This window comes from Almyronema sp., assembly GCF_052168255.1.
Classification (GTDB): Bacteria; Cyanobacteriota; Cyanobacteriia; order Phormidesmidales; family Phormidesmidaceae; genus Sphaerothrix; species Sphaerothrix epifaneia.
In genome coordinates, this window is record NZ_JBQLZL010000104.1 from 50,800 (window position 1) to 71,856 (window position 21,057).

Genomic DNA, 21,057 nt, shown 5'->3' on the forward strand with positions numbered 1-21,057 from the left:
CGTAAGACAAAGTATGGCAATTCTAAAAACGTTGCGCATTCATGGTATCGCTTAGTTTGTCGCGATCGCCTCTAAGCTGCCAAAAGAACCTCAAAAATAGCGGCGGCGGCGCGATCGCAAACACCAGGTTCTCCTAGAGTCTGGCGAATACTCTGGTAGTTTGCCAGCATCTGCTGCTGTTTATCTTCATTGAGCAACAGAGTCAGCGCCGCTGTGGCTAGGGCGGCGGGGGTGGCCTGCCACTGGAGAAATTCCGGCACGACGGAGCGCATTTCTACCAAATTAACCGGAGAAATAAAGGGAGCGGAAAAATTTAATAGATGCTGGGCTACCCAGGCCGTCACCGGATTGAGCCGATAGCACACTACCTGCGGTACGTTCATTAACGCAATTTCTAAATTGACAGTTCCCGATTTTGTAATTGCTAGATCAGCCGCTGCGATCGCCGTTTGGCTATCAGCCGTTAAGCTAGCGTTAGATAGCTGATAGTGGGCGATCGCTTGTTGAATTGTTTGTTGAAACTGCGGCAAAGAAGCTGGAATTAAAAACTGCACAGCCGGGAGCTGAGCCTGAATTTGCTGAGCCGCCTTTAATATCACAGGGAGCAGGTAGCGCAGTTCTTGCTGCCGCGAAGCGGGTAAGAGCGTAACAACGGTTGCGTCTGCGGCTAAGCCTAGTTTGGCTCTTGCCTGTTGCCGATCGGGCGGATGGGGAATGCGATCGATGAGGGGATGGCCAACCCAGGTCACGGCTCCGCCGTAGCGCTGATAAAACTTAGCTTCTTCCGGAAAAATGGCCAGGAGGCGATCGCTTACGTCTAAAATTCGGCGGGTGTCACGTTCTAAAAAAGCACCCCAAACCCACTGCTGGGGCGCAATATAATAAACCAGCGGTAGCCGCGAAAAAGTTTGCCTCAGGTAGCTACCAATAGCCAGATTTGGCCCCATGTAGTCAATTAGAACAGCCAAATCAGGGGGGTGGTTGCGCAAATATTGCTTGACCCGTCCCTGTAACCGCAAGGTCGGCACCAAATAGGGCAGCGATTCTAAAATGCCAACCGCACCAATAGCACTGGTGTTCCCCAACAGCGTTGCGCCTGCTTGAGCCATGCGATCGCCCCCGGTAGCAACAATCTCTAGGGCGTAGCCCCGGCTAGCAGCCTGACGCTGCAAAGCGTGGATCAGCAAAGCTCCTTGCAAATCTCCTGAGACTTCCCCCGTACTGATAAAAATTCTCAGCTTTAGTGGCTGCTCCAAGGCCGACAGCGGCTGGGTTGGCGTTTTCACCCTCATCACCTCGTTAACGCTAACAGAAAATAGCGACGGCCCTACTTGTTCCCTGGAATGGGGCCTCGCCGCTCAGGCTGTTGAGAGTCGCGTAAAAACTGCTGTAAATGCCGCACATAGTCATTGTGGCTGAGGTCGTCTAGCTGATCTAACGCTTCGTTTAACGGTAGCCTGGAGCGATAAATCAGACGAAACGCCTGTTTAAGTTCCCGGTAGCGCTGGCCTTGATCGATTTGAGCCAGTCCGGCTCGCTGAAGGCCAATCTGATTGAGTGCCCGCACCCGTGACGGATTGCCTTCAACAATCGTAAAGGGGGGAACGTCGCGATCGATCCGGCTCATGCCACCAATCATCGAATGCTGACCGATATGCACAAACTGGTGAACCCCTACCAGTCCACTCAAACGAGCATTGGATTCAATATGAATATGACCTGCAAGCGCTACCGAATTGGCAATAATTACCTGATCTTCAATCCAGCAGTTGTGAGCGACGTGGGCATAGGCCATCAGCAGATTGTTGTTGCCGAGGCGGGTTTCTTCACCGAAGCGGGTGGGGCGGTTAATCGTGACATATTCTCGAATCGAGTTATTGTCACCAATTTTGACCAGGCTCAATGAGCCGTCATATTTCAGATCTTGAGGTTCTAGGCCAATGGCCGCACCGGGAAAAATTTGATTACGGGCCCCCACCTCGGTGTGCCCTGCCAAAATCACATGGGAACCAATCACAGTTTCTGGGCCAACTGAGACTTTTTCGCCAATCACAGCATAGGGGCCAACCTTGACGCTGGGATGGATCTGAGCGCCGGGATGAATGACAGCAGTAGGATGAATTAATGTAGTCAAAGGAACGCCTCCGGCAGCCAGAGCATCAGATGCACCTGTGAGATCGATTGATGACAGCCAAACATGTCACTAATCCACCACGGAAAACATCAGTTCTCCTCCGGCAACAAGCTGTCCGTCTACTTCTGCTTTAGCCTGCATCTTGCCGAAGCGCATACGCTTAACCGACAGTAGCTCTACCGTCATAACCAGCTGATCACCCGGCACAACCGGACGCCGAAAGCGCACCTTATCAATGCCTGCAAACATGCACAAACCCGTTACCCCTGGCATTTGGGTTAGAACAATTCCCCCAACTTGCGCCATAGCTTCAACAATTAAAACCCCTGGCATAATGGGGCGACCGGGAAAGTGGCCCTGGAAGTGGGGTTCGTTGAAGGTAACGTTTTTGATACCGATGGCACGCTTACCCGGAACATAGTCAATAATGCGATCGACTAAGGCAAAAGGATAGCGATGGGGGAGCAGTTTTTGAATCTCCTCCAACATAAAAGTCTTTTGAGCAGCGGCTTCCTCAACAGTCGCAGGTACTTCAGTTGAGGTCGCGTGGTTCGTAGCGTTTGCGTTAGTCAAGATAGACATTGGTTGACTTCAACAGAGCAAAATATGGGGACAAAGTTCCCTAAGAACTTTTAAGATTCTCCCATTTGAGCGGCATCCTTGCTAGTCACACATTGAGATGAAAGTTTTGCGGCTAGCTGTACGTGCAGTTGGTGGCTGGCTTTGTAGGCAACTATGTGAGCATTTGGCCAGAAACCTAGCAAACTGAGATCGCCGAGCAAGTCAAGCAATTTGTGCCGGACGGGTTCGTTTTCAAAGCGCAGGGGTGGGTTAAGCCAACCTGAGCGATCGCACACTAAGGCATTTTCCAGACTACCGCCTTTGATCAAACCCTGGGTACGGAGATATTCAATTTGGTGAGCTAAGCCAAAGGTGCGGGCGGGGGCGATCGCTTCAGCAAAATCATCGGTAGTCGGTGACCAGCTATGCCACTGATTGCCAATTGCGCTGAGTTCAAAGTCAATGCCATAGGTGAAGCGCGGTACCGGGGCTGGCAGCGCACTCACAAACGCATCCCCTTGCTGCACCTGTACGGGGGTCAGCAGCGATCGCGGCAGGCTAGGCTCAGCTTGAGCCGCGATCCCGGCGGCGGCGATCGCCGTTACCCACTCTTGGGCAGAGCCATCTAGCAGCGGCAATTCTGGGCCATCGACTTCAATGCGGGCGTTGTCAATTCCCATGCCAGCTAAGGCGGCTAGCAAATGCTCTACTGTGCGCACTGTGGCAGCCGCTTGAGCCAGTTCGGTAGACAGGGTGGTTTGACAAACCGCCGCTACGACTGCCGGAATTTTAACCTCAGACAAATCCGTCCGGACAAAATAACGACCTGTTTGGGGCGGCGCGGGCATTACCCGTACCTGCGTTAATTGCCCAGAATGCAGCCCTACCCCCGCTTTCTCAAAGGCAGTTGCCAAAGTATGTTGGCAGTGACTTAAAGTTGGTGGGGTAGATACTTGCTGACTTGTCGGTAGGTTCATTAGAAACGTTCTCCAATGCCAAAGTGCAAGCGGCTATCTCCTTGGTCATTGAAACCGTAGTCTACGCGGATAGGGCCAAAGGGGGTCTGAATTCGTACACCCGCGCCATAACCAAAGCCATCCCCTGGCTTATCCCGCACTGGCCCTGGTGCTCCCGGAACCGCATCTCCACTGCCTAAATCGCTGGCATAGTCCAAAAACAATGCGCCCCCCAAAAAGGAAAAGAGCGGGAATCGGTACTCGGCTGAGGCTTGAATGTAGCTACGGCCACTGGCGACTTCTCCTTCATCATAACCGCGCACTGAGTTAGTGCCACCCAGGGCAAAGGCTTCGTAAGGGGGTAAATCGCCCAGAACATGCCCCCCTTGAATATTAAGGGCCAGCGCTTGTGGGCCTTCGTTGAACCGCAAAAAGTTAACAGGAATGTATTGGCTGTAGCTGGCTCGCACCCGATTTAAGAAAATGCTGCCGGATCCTAACGGAATGGACTGCTCAGTACCTAATCTGAGCAACGATCCTCCTGTGGGGTTAAAGGCATCATTACGGCGATCGCGGACAACGCCAAACTGTACGGTCCACAAATCGTCACTACCATCGTCACTGATAGTCAGCGGATTGCCCAGAGCATCAAAAGCTTCGGTATCCCCATCAGCATCTTGAGTCGTTACCCTTTGATACTGAGTACCCAGCGAAGCCCGCCAGCCGTTGCTGAGCGGTCGGCTAAAGCTAACACCACCGCCTAAGCGACCTACGCGGACGTTGTCGCCATTGGGTAAATCCACATCGGTTTCGCCGTTGTCAAAGACCAAAGATGTGGCACGACGGGCAAAAGCATTGACTGTATAAGAAGTCCGGAAGGGATCGCCCGCGATCCAGGGGTCGGTAAAGCTGATGTCAAAAAGCAGGTCACGGAAACTTAGCTGTGCTTCGGCAGCTAGCTTTTGATTGTTGCCCCCGAAATTATCTTGACGGTAGCTGACGGTACCGAAGAGATCCCCGGTAAAGTTAAACCCTAAACCAGCAGCAATCGATCCGGTACTTCGCTCAGTGACGTTAACCACAACGTCAACCTGACGCGGATCTTGATCACCTGGTTCAAGAGACAACCGCACATCTTCAAAAATGCCCAAGCGAAAAACTCGCTCTAAGTCTTGCTGGATCGCTTGCTGCTGAAAGACCTCACCCGGTTCAGTCTGAAATTCACGGGTGATAATAAAGTCGCGCGTATAGCCGTCAATGGGGTTGCCTTCTTCGTCAACGGTGTCGCCTTCAGACGTCAGGAAGCGTACCTCGATATTTTCAATTACCCCTTCTGCCACAATCAGGGTAACAACGCCATCTTGTGAAACTTGAGGGGCGGCTGTCACCTGAGCCAGAACGTAGCCATTTTCCTGATACCACTCATTGAGCTGCAGAATGCCGTCTTGAAAGTCCAGCAGGTTGATGATGCGACCGTACTGCGCTTGAAAGATGTCATCAATAACCGTTTCGGGCAAGACCTGGTTGTTGCGTACCTGAACATCTTGGAGTACCGGGTTAGGCTGTACTAAAAAGGTGACCCGGACACCCAAAGGCGTGTCTTCTGGTACGGCTTGGACATCGGCAAAGTAGCCTGTGGCGAAAATATTGTTGATATCGCGCTGTAGCTGGGTGCGAGTGGTCGTTTGACCCGCGCGAGTCTGCACGACGTTATAAACTTTGTCTGTCAGCGTTTCACCATCTGCCAGCGGCTGATCGAGTGCTACCTGAGTTCCGCGGGGATCTTCGCCTTCAACGGCAACCTCAGCTACGAGCACGCGCGGTTCCGGGGCGGCTTGCTCTTCGCTAGGGGGTGGGGCAGGTTGATTGGTTTCAGGCGGGATCGGCAGATCGGTTTCAGGCGGTAGCTCGTCGGTGGTTTCCTCAGTATCGGGTAAGTCAGGCGTATCGGTTTGAGCCGGAACGGCATCGGCTGGCAGTTCGTCAGTGACGTCGTTTTCGATCGCGGGTGAGTCTATCTCAGGGGAAGGTTCCTCAGGGCTGCCTGGGTCTAGTTCAGGCGAGTCAGGCTCAGCTAAATCTTCAATGTTGACAGGCGATTCATCGGCGGGCGGGTCGGCTGGAGCCTGAGCGATCGCCGACTTTGGCTGACTGAAGCGAGGCGCTAACGCAGGCTGACCTAAAACTGCAGGCTGGGAAACCGCAGGCGAAGCAAAATCGGCTGCAACAAGCTCTGCGGGTGAGAGCTTAGTATTCGGCTGCTGCAGCACTTGAGCTTGAACGCGATCGCTCAAACCAACCGCTGTTGAAACCGTGAAAACCGCTAAAAGGGCTGGAGATAGGCGCATTTCAATTACTCGACTCAAAAAACTCCACACACCGCGACTCTCCCGTTTGAGGGCAAAGAGGGGAGAGCAACACCAATCTTGACGTAACTAAAAAAAACTCAGCAATCGGACAAATTTTACCCTACTCTCTGAAGCTAAAACTTAGATGACTGTGCCACTACTCTGGCTAGCACTGTCTGATAAGCCGTTTCAACCTCGCCTAAGTCTTTGCGAAAGCGATCCTTATCAAGGATGCGGCGACTGGTGTCTGCCTCTGCTTGATTCCAGAGACGACAGGTATCAGGGCTGATTTCGTCCGCTAGCAACAAGGTTTGCTGTTGATCAAGACCAAACTCCAGCTTGAAATCCACCAGGGTAATATCACATTGCTCAAAGAAATCTTGCAAGATGTGGTTCACCTGCTGGGCTAACTGCGTTAGCTGATGAATCTGCTCTGGAGTAGCAACGTTGAGCAACCGCAGGCGATCGGGGGTCAATAGCGGATCGCCGAGGTCGTCATTTTTGTAATAGAACTCCACCAGCGGGGGCTGTAGAGGGGTACCCAAAGCAATACCGGTTTCTCGACAGAGACTGCCAGCCGCAATGTTCCTGACGACCACTTCTAGCGGCAAAATCTTTACAGCCTTAACCTGCATTTCGCGATCGCTAGGGGTATCAATCCAGTGAGTCGCAAGGCCGTTGGCTTCTAAGAGCTGAAAGAGATGGGTTGAAATCGCACAGTTGATGCGACCTTTATCGACAATAGTGCCTCGCTTTTGGGCATTAAAGGCAGTGGCATCGTCTTTGAAGTGAGCAATTAGCACTTGAGGATCCTCAGTGGCGTAGAGGATTTTGGCTTTGCCCTCATAGAGCTTTTGAGTCGTTTTCATAGCGCAGGGGAAATTTGGTCAATCTCACTATTCTAATGGCGTGATAAGACCTCAGGATATTACCCTGTTACCCTTAACTTTGGCTAACTTGAGTTTTGCCAGGTAAAAAACAATTCAGCCAGCTCGTTGGCCTTTAGCCAAGCGGGGTGTTCTTGCCGATAGCGACACGGTCATAGCGTTTCAGCGCGATCGCCCTTAAGGTGACTAACAGCGATCGCCTGAGCATCTGTCCTTTAGCTCCCATCCGGGTCTGATCAGTTTGGGTCTGAGTAGCGCCAACCGCTAGCGGGTTGTAGCCTCAGGCGAGTCAGTCGATTCAGCGTCTGAGGCTTTATTTGGTGGTCATCGTATAAACGCCATCCCAGCCTTCTTCAGGTCGTTTGCTGGGATCACTAATGTATTCGCGAATACGACGTAGATGCTCGGTCACAGCCCCATCGGTAGGCACCAAATCATGGGCTTGTTGAAAGCGTCGCTGTGCCCGTTCAAATTCACGATTGATGTAAAAATGACGAGCTTCTTGATAAATCTCAAGCAGTTCTCGGCGCTGAGTGGGGAGATCTACTTGACGATGGTCAATTAGCTCATAAATCCGCACAGGTTCGTTTTTGCCTTTAACCCGAATGCGATCGAGTTCGCGTACCCAGATTTGATCTTTGCAAAGTTCGTAAGTGTGTTCGCTAATAACGATGTCACAGCCATATTGTTTGGTGATGCCTTCCAAACGAGAGCTGAGGTTTACTCCATCGCCAATCACGGTATACTCCATCTTTTTCTGGGAGCCAATATTACCGGAGACGACCTCTCCAGAGCTAATGCCAATGCCAATGCGAATGTCAGGCAACGATTTACTCAGGCGATCGTAGTTAAAACGCTCTAGCCGATGGCGCATATCAAGGGCAGACTGCACAGCCCCCCAGGCATGGTTTTGCAGCGGTAGCGGCGCTCCAAAAACCGCCATTAAAGCATCGCCAATAAATTTATCGAGTGTGCCTTCATAGCTAAAGACGGCCTCGACCATCGTTTCAAAGTAGTCATTCAGCAGCGAAACGACTTGAGAGGCTTCGAGATTTTCCGTCAGTGTGGTGTAGCCACGAATGTCAGAAAACAGCACCGTTACTTCTCGCCGTTCGCCGACCATGAGTGAATCTTCACCCAACTGCATGACTCGCTCGGCTACGCCGGGGGTCATATAGCGGTAGAGGGTGGTTTTCATCCGCTTTTCTTGGCTGATATCTTCTAGCACCAGCAACCCTCCCAAAACTCCGCCCTCCGGATTTGTGAGTGGATTGACGGTTAGATTGATGCTGCGTTCAATCGGCTTGATATGTTCACGGCTAAGTAGCGGTTGGTCAGTTTTGCCCCACAGAGCAAAACTACGGTCGGCGGTGGTGCTGGGAATGGCTAGCTGAGCCGGAAGATCTTCAGTGCTGTAGAGGGCAATTGAAAGACTTTGCTCAGGAACATAGTGCTTAGCTCCGTTCTTGAGGCTATCTTCTAGGCGAAACTGGATGTTTTCTAGCGGGATGACTTCCCAAACGTGTCGCTGGCGGAGATGATCTTCCCACAAAAGGCGGCAGTTTTTGGCGATCGCTTCGTCAGTCGGACAGCCGAGCAGTTCTAGAGCCGCGTCGTTGATAGTAACGATACGCCCTTCTAAATCGGTCGAAATGACGGCATCAGAAAGACTTTGAAGAATGTCTTTTTGGTACTGCTTTTCGACGAGCACGCTTTCAAACAGCTTGGCGTTTTCTAAGGCAATGCCTGCTTGAATGTTAAACGCCCGCATGAACTCTTCGTCGAGGCTGGTAAAGTTGCCCTGATTTTTGTTGATTAGCTGGGTTACGCCAATCAGGGTGCTAGAAGAGTCAAACACTGGCATACAGAGAATGTTGCGGGTTTTATAACCAGTTTTTTGATCGGCGGAGGGATCAAAGCGGGGATCTTCGTAAGCATCGGGAATATTGAGCGGCGTTCCAGTAGAGGCCACATATCCGACAATGCCTTTATCGGCTTGCTGGCGTAGCTCTATCAGCCCCCGATTGTCGCCCGTTTTTACCTTAGACCACAGCTCATGATTTTCTTCGTCAACAATCCAGAGGGTACTGCGGTCGGCCTGCATCAAGTCTCTGGCTTCTGCCATAACCGATTGCAAGGTTTTTTCGAGGTCTAAACTTTGCTCTAGAGAAGAAATGGCTTTTAGCAGCGCCGCCACTCCTTTCTGGTTGCGGGCGGCAATATAGAAAGAATTACAGCTCTCTAAAATGATGCCAATTGAAGAAGCAAACTCGCGAAAGTTTTGCTCGTCACGGGTATCAAAGGGGCTTTGCCCCAGTTTGTTGAGCAACTGCACCACCGCCACCACGTTGTTGCGGCTGCTAAAGACAGGCATGCAAAGAATATTGCGCGTTCGATAGCCTGTTTTTTTGTCAATGCTGGAGTCAAAGCGGGGATCAGCATAGGCATCGGGGATGTTGAGATATTCCCCGGTACTGGCAACGTGTCCGGCAATCCCTTTGTGCATTGAAACGCGGATCTCAAGCTTGTGATCGCTTTCGCCGGACGCAATTTTTGACCATAGCTCTTGTTTGGTGTTATCCACCATGAAGATCGTGGTGCGTTCAGCCGATAATATCTGACCAATTTTGAGCGTAAAGGCTTCTAAGATCTGCTCTAGCATGGTTTCTAGGGCTTCGTTGTTGATCATGTCGATCGCCCTGAGAAAATGCTCAAATTCTCTGGTGATTTGCTCTAGCAGATCAACGAACTGATGGGTCGGCAGATCTCGAACTTTGTTCGTTAGACTGGCCTGGTGATTGACCTGGGAGAGAGCCGCTAGCATGCTACTAGAGTTTGAGGATGCCATAGGAGTCGGTGCTCAACAAGAAGTAAAAACTAGCCTAAAAATGCTGTAATCCGGCGTGAACCTAAAGTCAAAGAAGCAGTCCATTTTATGGACAGGACAATAGCAAAAAGGCTGCTTTGGCTAGCTGCTCGAATTTCAAGATAACGATTTCAGCTACCTACCAATGTACCCCGTTAGACAATTTTGCTTTGGGCCATGGTTAAATTTCAAGCTTAGTAGAGCGCTTGCATCAGTCGCCGTCGATAGGCTTGAGTTAAAGCGGCTTCATCCCCAAGTAGATTGAAAAGGGCAACCATGGCTTTGCGACCGCCATCATCGCGGTAGCGACGATCGCGTTCAACCACTTGTAAGAAGTAGCTTAAAGCCGTTTCGTGATCTTGGGCGATCGCGGCTTTGGCTCCCTGGAGATAGAGCTGATCGAGTTCAGAGTCGGGTTTGATGTCAGCGATCGCTTGCTGAAACTGAGCCATACCTTGCAACCCAACGGCGGTGCGGTAGTCTGCTGCTTCGCTGGGCTGAATGGCACTCAGCAACTTGATAGCTGAGTCATAGCTACCTTGCTGAATCAAAAAGCGTGCGCCTGCTAAGATTAAGCGTCTATCTTCAGGATACTGCTGCATCAGGTGAGCAAACTGGCGCTTGGCAGTTTCAGGGTCTGCCGCCGCCTCAGCCGCCGCAATCGCCTTGAGTCCTCGCTCTAGGGCAGACTCCAAACCCAACTGAGCTAAGCGATCGCGAATTTGCGGCTCTGGCAAAACACCGACAAATCCATCGACTACCTGACCAGCAAGGAAGAATTTGACATCGGGAACACCCTCTACGCCATAAACATTGGCTAAATCTGGGTTTTGGTCAATATCAACTTTGGCCAGCACACAGTCATATTCAGTCACTAGCTTTTCCAGCATGGGCTTGAGCATCTGACAAGGGCCACACCAGGTAGCGAAAAAATCAACCACCACTGGCTGCTCGTGGGATTGCAACAGCACCTCAGTTTCAAAATTTTGGCTATTAACGTCGATAGAAACGCCCATTTCCTATAGTTTCCTCATACCGTGAACTCTTTTCAGGAGGTTGGTGACTCGGAGGTGCTAGGCCATCTGGTTTTGATGTTACCTTCTATTTCTCTCCGTTAGAAAGGCCAAATTGGCAAACTCTCTAGAGCGGGAAAAATTCAAGACGCACTCGGCTCGACCCGACATTGACGTTAGCCGACAAACCGCAAAATAGCTTCTGCTGTTAGTTCTGGCTTTTCTAGATGCGGCACATGACCACAATCGGCAATCCACACCAGTTGGCTTGAGGCAATGGCTTGCTGAAAACGGGTCGCATCTTTGATCCCCAAAATTCGGTCTTGCTGGCCCCAAACGATCAGCGTGGGTACGGCAATTTGAGCAATCTTAGCGGTTAAAAAGTTGTAGCCGCCGCTTTTGGTAAAGGCGATTAGCGCTTCGTGCCAGTTTGGTAACTGGGTGTGTAGCGCCGCACACAACTCAGCATCAGGCGTTACCAGGTTGCGATCGCAGTAAGCCTGCCAGCTAATGCGTCGTCGGACGGCTGGATTTTTGAGAAAGTTAGTCGCCCAGCGATCTAGGGGAGGAAACATTAACTGACCCATGGCTGGCCCAGCGGCAAAGCCAGCACTATCAAGCAAGATCAGCTTTTCAACACAGTCTGGATAGGTTAAAGCAAAGTCGATCGCCGCCGCCCCTCCCATTGAAGCCCCAATTAGAACAACCGGACGCTGAATCAGCTGCTGCCAAGTGCTGTAGAGATGTAGCTTGATGGCTCCTGGGCTGAAGTTAACCCCGGCAACGCGATCGGTAAAGCCAAAACCCAGCATATCTACAGCCCAAGTCGAATACTCACTCGCCAGCCGGGGGATCAGTCGTCGAAACTCTAGCAGCGAACTATCAAAGCCAGCCAACAATAACAGCGGCGGGGCACCTGCTCCCTGGTGAGTATAAGCCGTAGCAATGGGCGCTGGCGTCAGGGGTGTCTTAATTTCAGCTAGCTGGATCTGTTGAGCCAGAGCCGTCGAGGCTGGTTCTGTCAATTGATTGAGGTTGGCAGGCAGCATCTAATGTGATCAAAGGGTAGATTCGCCAATCATAGCGCAGCGTCAACAGAGGCTATTGGGGATTGATTCTCCAGGTTTTGGGTGAGCTGGCTACGTAGTAGCTAGCGACTAAGGCCATCATCAGCCACCAGAGGGTGCTGACCTGGGGGCGATACCAGACGGTATCAACCAAGCCATGCATCAGCAAACCAACTTGAGTCGCGATCGCCGCCATCAGCCAATAGGCTTGGACATCGGCTAGTTGTCGTAATCGCCGTAGTTGGGTTAAACCTTGGGTGAAAGCAACAATCAGCAGCCAGAGAAAAGCACAAAACCCTACCAAGCCAGCTTCTACAGCCGTCTCCAGAAAAATAGAGTAGGCGCTGAGGGCGGTATAGCGAGGGCGCTGATAAAGGGGATAAATCTGGTTAAAGGCATCGTTGCCTGGGCCAATACCCAAGACGGGGCGATCGCGAATCATCTCAATCACAGCAGCCCAAACGTTTAGCCGAAAATTATTGCTGCTGTCTTGCCGTCCGGCAAAAATGCTAGCAACCCGCGATCGCAACGGTGCCAACGCCAAAATAGCCACAACCAGAAAAGCGGCGGCTCCACCGATAAAGACAGGCAAAGCCCAGCGTCGCCAAAATGGATTGAAATGGACACTCCACCAGTAAACCAGCAAGACTAGCAGCACAAAGCCAGCCCCAACAAAGCCAATCCACCCCCCCCGGCTAAAGGTGAGAATTAAGCAACAGGTGTTGACCCCTAACATCACCCCGGCCAACAGCTTGGGTAGCCAGCGTGGCCAAACAAAGATGGCGGCGGCGCTGAGCATTACAGCCGGGATCAAATAAGCCGCCAGCAAATTGGGATTACCCAGGTAACTGTAAACGCGAGTGGTGCCCGCCAGCGATGAAGTGGGATCGACCCAAGTAGCCAGCGCTTCTGCCCCAAAAAACCACTGCCGCAATCCATACACCGAGACGATCAGCGCTGAGAGCAGATAAACCGTTATTAGCCCTGTTCGAAGCTGCGGACGTCGCAAAGTTCGGGCCATCAGCAAAAAGAGCAGCAAATTCAGCGTCAGCTTGATCAAGCCTTTAAGCGCGGCGACTTTCACGGGGGAAAGCGCAGTGGCCAGCACCATAACTCCCCAGTACAGAACCACCGCCAGGTGAATAGGCGTTAACCCGTCGCCCGCCTCGTCTGAAATGGTTAGCAGTAGCCAAAAGCTGCTACAGGCAATCAACAAGACGCCAATGAGGGTAGTAGAAACGTAGGGGGCAAGGGCAAAAATTAAAGCTACCAGCAGCAGGGCGATCCAGTCTGCCCACTGTAGCAGCCAGCTAGCCTGCCGCCATTGCCGAAAAGGATTCAGTAAACGGTGGAGATAGCTTACTTCGCGCCATTGGTGCAGCGCCAAACCGCCAAATGTAACTTGTTGCCAGACTGAATTGCTCATAGTTGTCAATTTAACGGCAGCCTAAGCTATCGCGAGTTGAAATGCCAGTGACTGGATTAATGCCGTCTGCATAGTCGCACATCTGGGCAATCTGGTAGCGATCCAAAATGGTGTTGGAAAAATCAGCTCCCTGAATGATGGCCTGGTTGAAGGTGCTACTAGTGGCGATCGCATCGACAAAAAGGGCGTTGGTAAAGTTAGCGCCATCAAAGACCACTCGATCGGCAAAAGTTCCAGACAGGTCGGCGGCTGTTAGATCTGTTTCTAAAAAAGAAGCCTTGGTAAGAATGGTGCCTTTTAGATTAGCGCCCTGAAAGTTGGCTTTGCGAACTTCAGCGCCCGCAAACGAGGTACCTTCTAAGTTTTTGCTAGAAAAGTCACGGTAGCTCAGATCAGTGAGGGTGTAGTCTACCATATTGTCTTGGGCTAAAGCTGGCTGAACGTTGCTGATGAAGCCAAATGCCAGTAGCCCTGCAACCAGGCAAAGATTCACCAGTTGTCGCAGTCTTATTTGTAAGTGCTGTCCCATGCGCTTCTCTAGTGTCATCATCAATAGTAGGTATTATTATCAGCGATCGCTAGAGAGATCCTCATCCCCCTCAAAAAACTATGGCAGACTTTGAGCGATCGCCAAAAGCTTACTATTCTCAAACGCTGAACCAAAAGAAAACCTGGTATGCAGCCGTTGCCGCCGCCTATGACAAAGCCAGACCGCCCTATCCACCCGCGTTGATTCAACAAGCTCTGGCGCTGGCGCAGCTATCGGCGGGCGATCGCATTTTAGAGTTGGGCTGCGGGCCAGCAACCGCAACGACTGCTTTTGCGGCGCTTGGTATGACCATGGTTTGCCTGGAACCGAGTCCGCCAACCTATGCATTGGCGCAGCAAAACTGTGCCCCTTATCCGGCTGTGAGTTTGCTGAATACGACTTTTGAAGAGTGGTCAGTAGATTCGGCTGGCTTTGAAGCAGTGCTGGCAGCCAATGCCTTTCATTGGATTGCGCCCGATATCCGCCATGCCAAGTCGGCACAAGCGCTGAAGGCGCAAGGGGCGCTGATTTTGCTATGGAATCTGCCGCCGCAGCTACCATCCGCTATTGGGCAACAGTTACAGCCAATTTATCAAGCCCACAGCCCAGAGCTAGCTTTCCCAGAGTCGTTTCAGGCTCGAGTTGAAAACATTCGCCAGTTAGGTCAAGCGGCGGTTCACTCTGGCTATTTTCAGCATCTCAAAGCTGAGCAGCAAATTTGCCAAGCATTTTACAGCGTTGATGACTATTTGCTGCTGCTGAGTACGCTGTCGCCTTATATTGCTTTGCCTGCCGAGCAACGGCAAGCGCTTTTTGCCGATCTAAAAGCCGCGCTAGAAAAAAGCTGGGGCGATCGCCTACCTGTCAGTTATCTGTCGGCGCTGCAGGTGTTGCACAAAGCGGACTGCTAGCCCCCCATTGATTGGTAAAACCAGTAGGTTGCCATAGGAATTAAGGTGGCCGCAATCAAAAAACCCACCACAATGGCCGTGGAATTAGAGCGGTTTTCCTCTGTTTCTTCCGCCGAGGCGAAGGTGCTTTCTAGCTCAAAACTTTCGTCATCCACAGGTGGCCCTGGATCGGCTGCGCCAGAGAGAACCGCTACCAGGCGATCGGTGGCTGCCAAAAAAGCCTGATTGTATTTGTTGCCTTGCCGCAGCGGCACTTGAATGGTTTCTTGCGCCACGCTTTCGGCAATATCAGGGGTTAGACGCTGGGCGGCGGCTTCACCCACTTTTAAGGCCGCCCCGTTGGTGACATCATCTAGAACCAATAAAGCCTGATTAGCCTGAGCCTCAGGTGTGGGAAACCACTGGGCAAAAAGCTGGTCGGCAAAGCTTTGAGGGGTTTCACCATAATCTAGACGGTGAATGGTGACCAGCCGTAACTCAGTGCCACTTTGGGCCAGTTGACGGAGCTGATCGCTAATTTTACCTTCGTTGAGACGGCTAATTTGGTTAGCGTCATCCACAACCCAAGTGTTTTGTCCGGGAGCCAACTGGGGCATTTGATAAACGCCCGTTGCATAGGCTGGCAAGGCAAGCAGTTGCAAAGCGCAGACCGCGATCGCCAACCCTAGACTCCACTGTTTCCAGGCAGTGAGGCAGGTGAGGAGCTTCCGCATTGTCTTTATAGATCCGTTTTAAAGTGCTTTGAGATAATCGGCTCTAACTTTAATATACGGGACGGGGGGATCGCAGCGGCAGCGGCAATAGTCGGTTGTTTAATCTTGAACGTACGCTTGGCCGCTAATCAAGGCAATTTCAGCCCGCACAAATTCGCGCCCCAGGTAAGCCGCATGATCTAAAAAGGTGACTGGACAGGGCGGGTCGGCGTTTTCAAACAGCTTGATGCAAAGCTCTTTGGCCGTTCGAGCGCTATATACCTGGGTATGGCTGCGCTCAACTTTGCCACGGGTAGGGAGGGGTTTGCCCGTTTCAGGGTCACAAGCTAGCCCTTTGTCATTGATCACGTTGGTAAAATGCTTGGCGCAGATTAAGCCTTGATCGCGATCGAGATAAATGAGAAAGTAACCGCCTGGATCTAGCTCAATGTAGCGTTTCGAGAGCTGGTTATCTAAGGCATCAAGGTCTTGGGTTGTGGGCGTGGAAAGAGATTGGGATTCAGTCACAGCAGTCATTGGCATGAGCAAAAGGCTAGATCCCTTATCTTAGCCTGCCAGCAAAAACTCGTCGCTGCTAGTGGCTGTTTATTCACCTGTTTACTTTAGCGGCAGGTCTTGGTTAATGGCGGCAATTTCAGCCGCTTCCATTTGATTAACCTCGTCGATGTAGTTGTTCAATAGGGTATTTAATCGACTGTCGTAAAAACGATGCAAGCTGTAGTTGGGCACGGCTGGAAACCCCCGTCGCTTTTTGTGGCGACCACCCGCTCCTGGGTCAAAAGTTTGAATGCCTTGGGCGATCGCCCATTCGATGGGTGTGTAGTAGCAAGCATTAAAATGCAGGTGATTGTAGTCTTCTAAAGCGCCCCAGTAGCGACCATAGAGGCGATCGCCTTTAGTTAAGCAAAACGACATCCCCACGGGTTTGGTGGCTGTTTCGCTATAGGCGGCTACCATCACAACCCGGTGTAGATAGGTTGGGTGAAGCTGTTCAAAAAATTTTCGCGTCAGGTACTTGCTACCCCACCAGCCAAACTTGTCACAGGTGTCGCTATAAAAGTGATACATCAAAGAACACAGCGACTTGGAAATGGCTTCGCCTGTGTGTACTTGCATTTGTAACCCCGATTTGGCCACCGACTGCCGTTCCCGCTTAATGTTGCGTCGCTGGTTGGCATTAAACGCCCCTAAATAGTCGCCAAAGTTTTGAAACCCCTGATTTTGCCAGATATAGCTGTGGTGTAGCCATTGACGAAACCCTAACTGTTCCATCTGCGATCGCCAGTCTGGATCAACATAGAGAAAGTTACAGCCCGAAATATGGTGGCGCTGGCAAAACTGATCGATAGCCTCGACCATTAGGGCGGTCAGCGTATCTTCGTCTTCATCGGGGGCCATTAAAAATCGATACCCCTCAGCAGGGGTAAAAGGCGACATGCCTAGCAGTTTGGGGTAGTATTGTAGCCCCAACCGCGCCGCCAAGTCGGCCCACTGATGGTCGAACACAAATTCGCCGTAGCTATGGCCTTTGAGGTAAAGTGGCGCAGCGGCTACCAGGGTGCGATCGCGCCAGATAGTCAAATGGTTGGGCAGCCATCCGGCCTTAGCCACAGCGCTGCCAGAAGATTCCATGTTGTGCAACCAGTCCCACTCTAGAAAGGGAGTGGTCAGCGGCAGGGCTAAGGCATCCCAGGCAGACTTCGGAATCTCGGCGAGGTTACGAATCCAAGAAACGGTGTAACCACCAGAGCATTTCAGCATAGACATCAGAAAGCGCTATTGCCCTCTAGCCTAGTTTAATTTTTCCGGGGTCGGGGAATATTTCCAGGCGATAGTGCAGAAAAACCTCATCAGCGACAGGCTGGCAGGAAATCAGCCGCAGGCGAGGAGCCAGTTGGGCTAAAAATCCAGATCCTTCAACGGGTGTTGGCGCTTGGCTACCGCCGAGCAAAAGCGGACAGATTGTCAGCTTGAGTTCGTTGACGTAGCCAGCTTTGAGCAGGCTGGCTACCAGGCTACCGCCGCCTAAAACGCCTAACTTTTCAATACCGCTTTGCTCTAGCTGCTCAAAGACGATTGCCCAATTAAGCGAACCCGCGATCGCCGGAACAACAATTTGCCGTTCAAATCCGGGCTTTTGTCCCCAATTTTGGCTACCGCTGGGGGTGGTCAACAGCCAGCGGGGCAACGGCTGCTGAAAAAAGCGCCACTGCCAATCTAAATCACCTGAGCCAGAACAAACTATATGGACAGGTTGAGGAGGTTGGCCGTGTTGCTGGCGCTGCTGCAAAAGCTGGGGCGATTTAATCGGCAAAGAGGTTTTGTAAGCCCGCAGCGTTTGCGCCCCAAACAAAACGCCATCCATCGCCGCTACTTCGGTTTCGAGATGGGCTTTGTCGTGGGCGGAGGGAAAACGGGCGGGCGATCGCGCGGTATCAGCAATTTTGCCATCGGCGCTCATAGCCAGAATTACGGTTGTCTGCACGTTTTTTGCTTACGGGGCTGGCTTTATGAAGCTCTTAGCTAAGTTTATGGATTTCTTGACCTTGACTTTACAGAGATGCTGCGAACCAAGAATGTGAGTCAGAATTGAACCAAAGCTAACATTAGGTGGCTCAACTTGTCGGCTTATTCCCTCACTGTTCCTGACTGTGTACCCTCGTCCTGCCTCTTTTAGACGGATTCTGCTGTTTCAGATATTGCTGCTGAGCGTCCCTATCTTGCTCGTCGGCCAGTATATAACGCTGCGCAAGGCTAGAACCAGCTTGCTAGAAACTGCACGTCAAAATCTGATTAGCAGCGCTATGCGCAAGTCTGACACCCTGGCGTTAGGGCTAGCATCGCTGCGATCTTCTGTGTTGACCCTGACCCAAACCACTGTGCTGCAAACGGGCAACGTCGCCGAAGCCCAGCGCGCGCTCGCCGCGCTTGACCGCCGTTTGCCTTTTTGGGTTGACTGTGTGCAGCTATGGCCTGCCCAAGGCAATGCAGCGGTTGTCGATACTTGCGAACCCTTACCGCCTGCAGCCGCCTTGCCTGTTTGGCCAGCCGTCGCTACAGCTGACTCGGCCAACGATTTTTCGCTAACGGCGCTGCCAACGGTTGACCAGCCGACTGAGGCCAGCGTTAACCCGGCTTATCTCACAGTTAGAATGGCTGCCCCTGTCTATACGCCAGCAGGTCAGTTGCGCTACACCCTCAGATTGCAGGCTCGACTGTCGCAAAGGCAAAATGCGGCACCGCGATCGCTGGTGGGTTATACCGTGATTGTGGATGATAGCGGCAGAATTTTGATGCATCCTGACGCTCAGCAACGCGGTCAGAATATCGATCAAGTCAGAGATGCTGAACGCCTCAATAGCATTGTCGGTAATGTTCAAGCGGGCAACAGTGAAGCCCTACACCTGTTTAATTTTGACCCGGCCAGCGATGAATGGATTGCCGGATACAGCGGTTTAGAAGTAGAGGTGGCTCCTGGCGATCGCCGTTTGTGGACGGTACTCGCAGTTACGCCACTCGACCATTCGCTGCAAGCTCTCAGAGATATTCGCCAAATTTTGTTGGTGCTGACTTTGGGACTGCTTTTTGCCAATGCCCTATTAGCGCTCTATGTCGCCAGACGGCTATCTTTACCAATTGAGCATTTAAGCTGCCATGCCCAGCAGATTCAAGATCACTCGCAAATTCGCGAAACGCCGCAAGACTTCAAAATTCGCGAACTTGACCACCTCAGCCAGGTGCTAACCTGCATGATGAAACGTCTAGAAGAACGCGCTCAGGAGCTGCACCACGCTTGGCAAGACGCTCAGCTTGCCAATCAGCTCAAAAGCGAATTTCTTGCCAACACCTCCCACGAACTGCGAACGCCGCTCAATGCCATTATTGGCTGTATTCGGCTGGTACGCGATGGCTGCTGCGACGATCGCGCCGAAGAGCTGGAATTTTTAGAACGGGCTGATCAAGCCGCGATTCATCTGCTCAAAATCATCAACGACATCTTAGACATTGCCAAAATTGAGTCAGGCACGTTAACCCTCTCTCTAGAACCCGTCGAACTGGGTGCCATCTTAAAAGAAGCCTTGGCGCTGCAAACGCTGCAAATTGAGCAAAAAGGGCTATCACTCATTGCGCCTACGCTGTCTCAGCCAATTTGGATTAAAGGCGATCGCAACAAGCTCAAGCAGGTGTTACTCAATATTCTTTATAACGCCGTCAAGTTTACAGAAGAGGGCACCATCACGCTACAGGTGGATTTTATTGCCGCAGCGGCGATCGCCCTTGATTCAGCTTCACCCCCAGCAGAGATGGCGGTTGAAGAAGCTGACCCCACCCACGTCAGGATACGGGTGCAAGATACCGGAATTGGCATTGATCCTAACAATCAAAAGAAATTGTTTCGCCCCTTTGTCATGGTTGACGGCTCAACCACGCGACGTTTTGAAGGCACAGGCTTGGGTCTAGCAATTTCCAAAAACTTAGTAGAGCTAATGAACGGCCAAATTACGCTGGTCAGCGCTGGGGTCGGTAAAGGCACCACAGTACAAATTATTCTGCCCTTGCTAGTTGAGCCAGACGCGGCTCACCCGCTGAAAAATTCTCAGCCTTCAGCGACCCAAACAGTAGAAGCCACAACCGTTGGTTCTTACCCGCCGCTCTAGGGGTCAAGGAATCTTACGGCTGAAATTTCAGTTAAACTCACAGACCAAACGTTATCCTAATTCCATAAAGGGCACTGGGTAGCACGAGGGCGCATGTCGGAGCGAACTGATTACCGCCAAACGGTAAGGCGTGTTTTGGTCATTACGTTAGTTTTGAACTTGCTAGTTGTAATGATCAAAGCTGTCGTTGGCGTCTGGACTGGCTCTCTCAGCCTGCTGGCAGATGCGCTACATAGCGTCACCGATAGCGCCAACAATGTTTTAGGATTGATCACCAATCAACTGGCCTCGCCTCAGCCCGATCGCGATCATCCCTATGGCCATCAAAAATTTGAGGCTGTGGGAGCGCTGGGCGTTGCTGCTTTTTTAGGCATTGCCTGCTTCGAAATTCTAAAAGGAGCCGTCGATCGCATTTTGTTTGGGGGTGAACCGATTACCCTAACGGCGATCGCGCTTTGGCTAATGCTAATTGTGCTGGGCGTCAATATTTTTGTGGCTTTTTATGAACGGCGGATAGGGCTGCAGCTAGGTAGCCAGATTTTGCTGGCCGATGCCCATCACACCATGAGCGACATCTGGATCACTATCACGGTGCTAGCGGCTCTAATTGGCGTTTGGCAAGGGTTACAGTGGTTAGATATTGTTTTGGCCTTTCCGGTGGCGCTGTTGGTTTTACGCAGCGGTTGGGTGGTGCTATCGGCAAATTTGCCCTGGCTAGTTGATGAAATGGCGATCGCGCCGGAAGCCATTCATGCCAAGGTGATGCAAGTGCCGGGGGTGCTCAACTGTCACAATATTGCTTCGCGGGGGCTGCTGGGTCGGCAAGTCTTTATTGATATGCATCTTATTGTGGAGCCGAAAGATGTTGAAACCGCTCACAATATTACTGAAAAGGTTGAAGCTCACCTGGAAGAAGAATACGGCCCCGCCCGCATCACGATTCATGTTGAGCCGCCTGCCTATCGCTCCGGCGAAATTAGCTATTAGT

At 51.7% G+C, this 21,057-nt stretch carries 18 protein-coding genes; 3 read left to right on the forward strand and 15 right to left on the reverse strand.

All coding sequences use genetic code 11. From position 1 onward, the window contains the following. Positions 1–71: 71 nt before the first annotated feature. From lpxB to ACTS3T_RS21890, 11 genes are all read right to left on the reverse strand, one after another. The gene (gene lpxB, locus ACTS3T_RS21840; protein WP_462935734.1) at positions 72–1,292 is read right to left on the reverse strand and encodes a lipid-A-disaccharide synthase; all 1,221 of its coding nucleotides are present in this window, start codon (positions 1,290–1,292) and stop codon (positions 72–74) included. 35 nt (positions 1,293–1,327) lie between these two features. After that, positions 1,328–2,134 carry an acyl-ACP--UDP-N-acetylglucosamine O-acyltransferase gene (gene lpxA / locus ACTS3T_RS21845; RefSeq protein ID WP_377962000.1) on the reverse strand — a complete coding sequence of 269 codons (807 nt, stop codon included), beginning with the start codon at positions 2,132–2,134 and terminating at the stop codon, positions 1,328–1,330. Between the two features lie 69 nt (positions 2,135–2,203). After that, the gene (fabZ, locus tag ACTS3T_RS21850; protein ID WP_377962003.1) at positions 2,204–2,716 is read right to left on the reverse strand and encodes a 3-hydroxyacyl-ACP dehydratase FabZ; all 513 of its coding nucleotides are present in this window, start codon (positions 2,714–2,716) and stop codon (positions 2,204–2,206) included. A 50-nt stretch (positions 2,717–2,766) separates the two neighbouring features. Further along, positions 2,767–3,672 carry a UDP-3-O-acyl-N-acetylglucosamine deacetylase gene (gene lpxC, locus ACTS3T_RS21855; RefSeq protein ID WP_377962006.1) on the reverse strand — a complete coding sequence of 302 codons (906 nt, stop codon included), beginning with the start codon at positions 3,670–3,672 and terminating at the stop codon, positions 2,767–2,769. Next, entirely contained in the window at positions 3,672–5,999 is a 2,328-nt protein-coding gene (locus ACTS3T_RS21860) for a BamA/TamA family outer membrane protein (protein WP_462935735.1), read from the reverse strand. The genes lpxC and ACTS3T_RS21860 overlap by 1 nt, the downstream gene beginning before the upstream one ends. Positions 6,000–6,133: 134 nt before the next feature. Next, a complete protein-coding gene (gene purC, locus ACTS3T_RS21865; RefSeq protein WP_377962011.1) occupies positions 6,134–6,868 on the reverse strand; it encodes a phosphoribosylaminoimidazolesuccinocarboxamide synthase in 735 nt (244 codons plus the stop codon). 331 nt (positions 6,869–7,199) lie between these two features. Then, on the reverse strand, positions 7,200–9,734 hold the full coding sequence (locus ACTS3T_RS21870) for a GAF domain-containing protein (RefSeq protein ID WP_377962014.1): 2,535 nt from the start codon (positions 9,732–9,734) through the stop codon (positions 7,200–7,202). 212 nt (positions 9,735–9,946) lie between these two features. Further along, positions 9,947–10,768 carry a tetratricopeptide repeat protein gene (locus ACTS3T_RS21875; protein ID WP_377962017.1) on the reverse strand — a complete coding sequence of 274 codons (822 nt, stop codon included), beginning with the start codon at positions 10,766–10,768 and terminating at the stop codon, positions 9,947–9,949. 173 nt (positions 10,769–10,941) lie between these two features. Continuing rightward, positions 10,942–11,814, reverse strand: coding sequence for an alpha/beta hydrolase (locus ACTS3T_RS21880; RefSeq protein WP_377962020.1), 873 nt, complete (start codon positions 11,812–11,814; stop codon positions 10,942–10,944). A 52-nt stretch (positions 11,815–11,866) separates the two neighbouring features. Next, complete coding sequence (locus ACTS3T_RS21885; RefSeq protein ID WP_377962023.1) at positions 11,867–13,258, reverse strand: IctB family putative bicarbonate transporter; 1,392 nt, start codon at positions 13,256–13,258, stop codon at positions 11,867–11,869. Between the two features lie 10 nt (positions 13,259–13,268). Beyond that, the gene (locus tag ACTS3T_RS21890; protein ID WP_377962061.1) at positions 13,269–13,805 is read right to left on the reverse strand and encodes a pentapeptide repeat-containing protein; all 537 of its coding nucleotides are present in this window, start codon (positions 13,803–13,805) and stop codon (positions 13,269–13,271) included. Between the two features lie 62 nt (positions 13,806–13,867). Between ACTS3T_RS21890 and ACTS3T_RS21895 the strand changes: the two genes are divergently transcribed. Then, positions 13,868–14,698 (forward strand): class I SAM-dependent methyltransferase, encoded by an 831-nt coding sequence (locus tag ACTS3T_RS21895; RefSeq protein ID WP_377962026.1) that lies wholly within the window; start codon positions 13,868–13,870, stop codon positions 14,696–14,698. Here the strand turns inward: ACTS3T_RS21895 and psb32 are convergent. The 4 genes from psb32 to ACTS3T_RS21915 all read right to left on the reverse strand — a co-directional run bounded on the left by psb32 (position 14,695) and on the right by ACTS3T_RS21915 (position 17,896). Then, complete coding sequence (psb32, locus tag ACTS3T_RS21900) at positions 14,695–15,411, reverse strand: photosystem II repair protein Psb32 (RefSeq protein WP_377962029.1); 717 nt, start codon at positions 15,409–15,411, stop codon at positions 14,695–14,697. The genes ACTS3T_RS21895 and psb32 overlap by 4 nt on opposite strands. 99 nt (positions 15,412–15,510) lie before the next feature. Continuing rightward, complete coding sequence (locus tag ACTS3T_RS21905; protein ID WP_377962064.1) at positions 15,511–15,927, reverse strand: DUF4346 domain-containing protein; 417 nt, start codon at positions 15,925–15,927, stop codon at positions 15,511–15,513. 81 nt (positions 15,928–16,008) lie between these two features. Next, a complete protein-coding gene (locus tag ACTS3T_RS21910; RefSeq protein ID WP_377962067.1) occupies positions 16,009–17,172 on the reverse strand; it encodes a GNAT family N-acetyltransferase in 1,164 nt (387 codons plus the stop codon). A gap of 25 nt (positions 17,173–17,197) precedes the next feature. Next, a complete protein-coding gene (locus ACTS3T_RS21915; protein WP_377962032.1) occupies positions 17,198–17,896 on the reverse strand; it encodes a RibD family protein in 699 nt (232 codons plus the stop codon). 166 nt (positions 17,897–18,062) lie between these two features. Here ACTS3T_RS21915 and ACTS3T_RS21920 point away from each other — a divergent pair, with 166 nt between their 5' ends. Both ACTS3T_RS21920 and cdf31 read left to right on the forward strand, forming a co-directional pair. Continuing rightward, complete coding sequence (locus ACTS3T_RS21920; protein WP_377962035.1) at positions 18,063–20,069, forward strand: sensor histidine kinase; 2,007 nt, start codon at positions 18,063–18,065, stop codon at positions 20,067–20,069. Between the two features lie 93 nt (positions 20,070–20,162). Then, on the forward strand, positions 20,163–21,056 hold the full coding sequence (gene cdf31 / locus ACTS3T_RS21925; protein ID WP_377962038.1) for a CDF family zinc efflux transporter Cdf31: 894 nt from the start codon (positions 20,163–20,165) through the stop codon (positions 21,054–21,056). Position 21,057: the final 1 nt, after the last annotated feature.

Excerpts from the sequence above, each read along its gene's own strand:
- lpxB (WP_462935734.1), bottom strand. The coding sequence starts at position 1,292 with ATGAGGGTGAAAACGCCAACCCAGCCGCTGTCGGCCTTGGAGCAGCCA.
- fabZ (WP_377962003.1), bottom strand. The coding sequence starts at position 2,716 with ATGTCTATCTTGACTAACGCAAACGCTACGAACCACGCGACCTCAACT.
- lpxC (WP_377962006.1), bottom strand. The coding sequence starts at position 3,672 with ATGAACCTACCGACAAGTCAGCAAGTATCTACCCCACCAACTTTAAGT.
- ACTS3T_RS21860 (WP_462935735.1), bottom strand. The coding sequence starts at position 5,999 with ATGCGCCTATCTCCAGCCCTTTTAGCGGTTTTCACGGTTTCAACAGCG.
- purC (WP_377962011.1), bottom strand. The coding sequence starts at position 6,868 with ATGAAAACGACTCAAAAGCTCTATGAGGGCAAAGCCAAAATCCTCTAC.
- ACTS3T_RS21870 (WP_377962014.1), bottom strand. The coding sequence starts at position 9,734 with ATGGCATCCTCAAACTCTAGTAGCATGCTAGCGGCTCTCTCCCAGGTC.
- ACTS3T_RS21875 (WP_377962017.1), bottom strand. The coding sequence starts at position 10,768 with ATGGGCGTTTCTATCGACGTTAATAGCCAAAATTTTGAAACTGAGGTG.
- ACTS3T_RS21880 (WP_377962020.1), bottom strand. The coding sequence starts at position 11,814 with ATGCTGCCTGCCAACCTCAATCAATTGACAGAACCAGCCTCGACGGCT.
- ACTS3T_RS21885 (WP_377962023.1), bottom strand. The coding sequence starts at position 13,258 with ATGAGCAATTCAGTCTGGCAACAAGTTACATTTGGCGGTTTGGCGCTG.
- ACTS3T_RS21890 (WP_377962061.1), bottom strand. The coding sequence starts at position 13,805 with ATGACACTAGAGAAGCGCATGGGACAGCACTTACAAATAAGACTGCGA.
- ACTS3T_RS21895 (WP_377962026.1), top strand. The coding sequence starts at position 13,868 with ATGGCAGACTTTGAGCGATCGCCAAAAGCTTACTATTCTCAAACGCTG.
- psb32 (WP_377962029.1), bottom strand. The coding sequence starts at position 15,411 with ATGCGGAAGCTCCTCACCTGCCTCACTGCCTGGAAACAGTGGAGTCTA.
- ACTS3T_RS21905 (WP_377962064.1), bottom strand. The coding sequence starts at position 15,927 with ATGACTGCTGTGACTGAATCCCAATCTCTTTCCACGCCCACAACCCAA.
- ACTS3T_RS21910 (WP_377962067.1), bottom strand. The coding sequence starts at position 17,172 with ATGCTGAAATGCTCTGGTGGTTACACCGTTTCTTGGATTCGTAACCTC.
- cdf31 (WP_377962038.1), top strand. The coding sequence starts at position 20,163 with ATGTCGGAGCGAACTGATTACCGCCAAACGGTAAGGCGTGTTTTGGTC.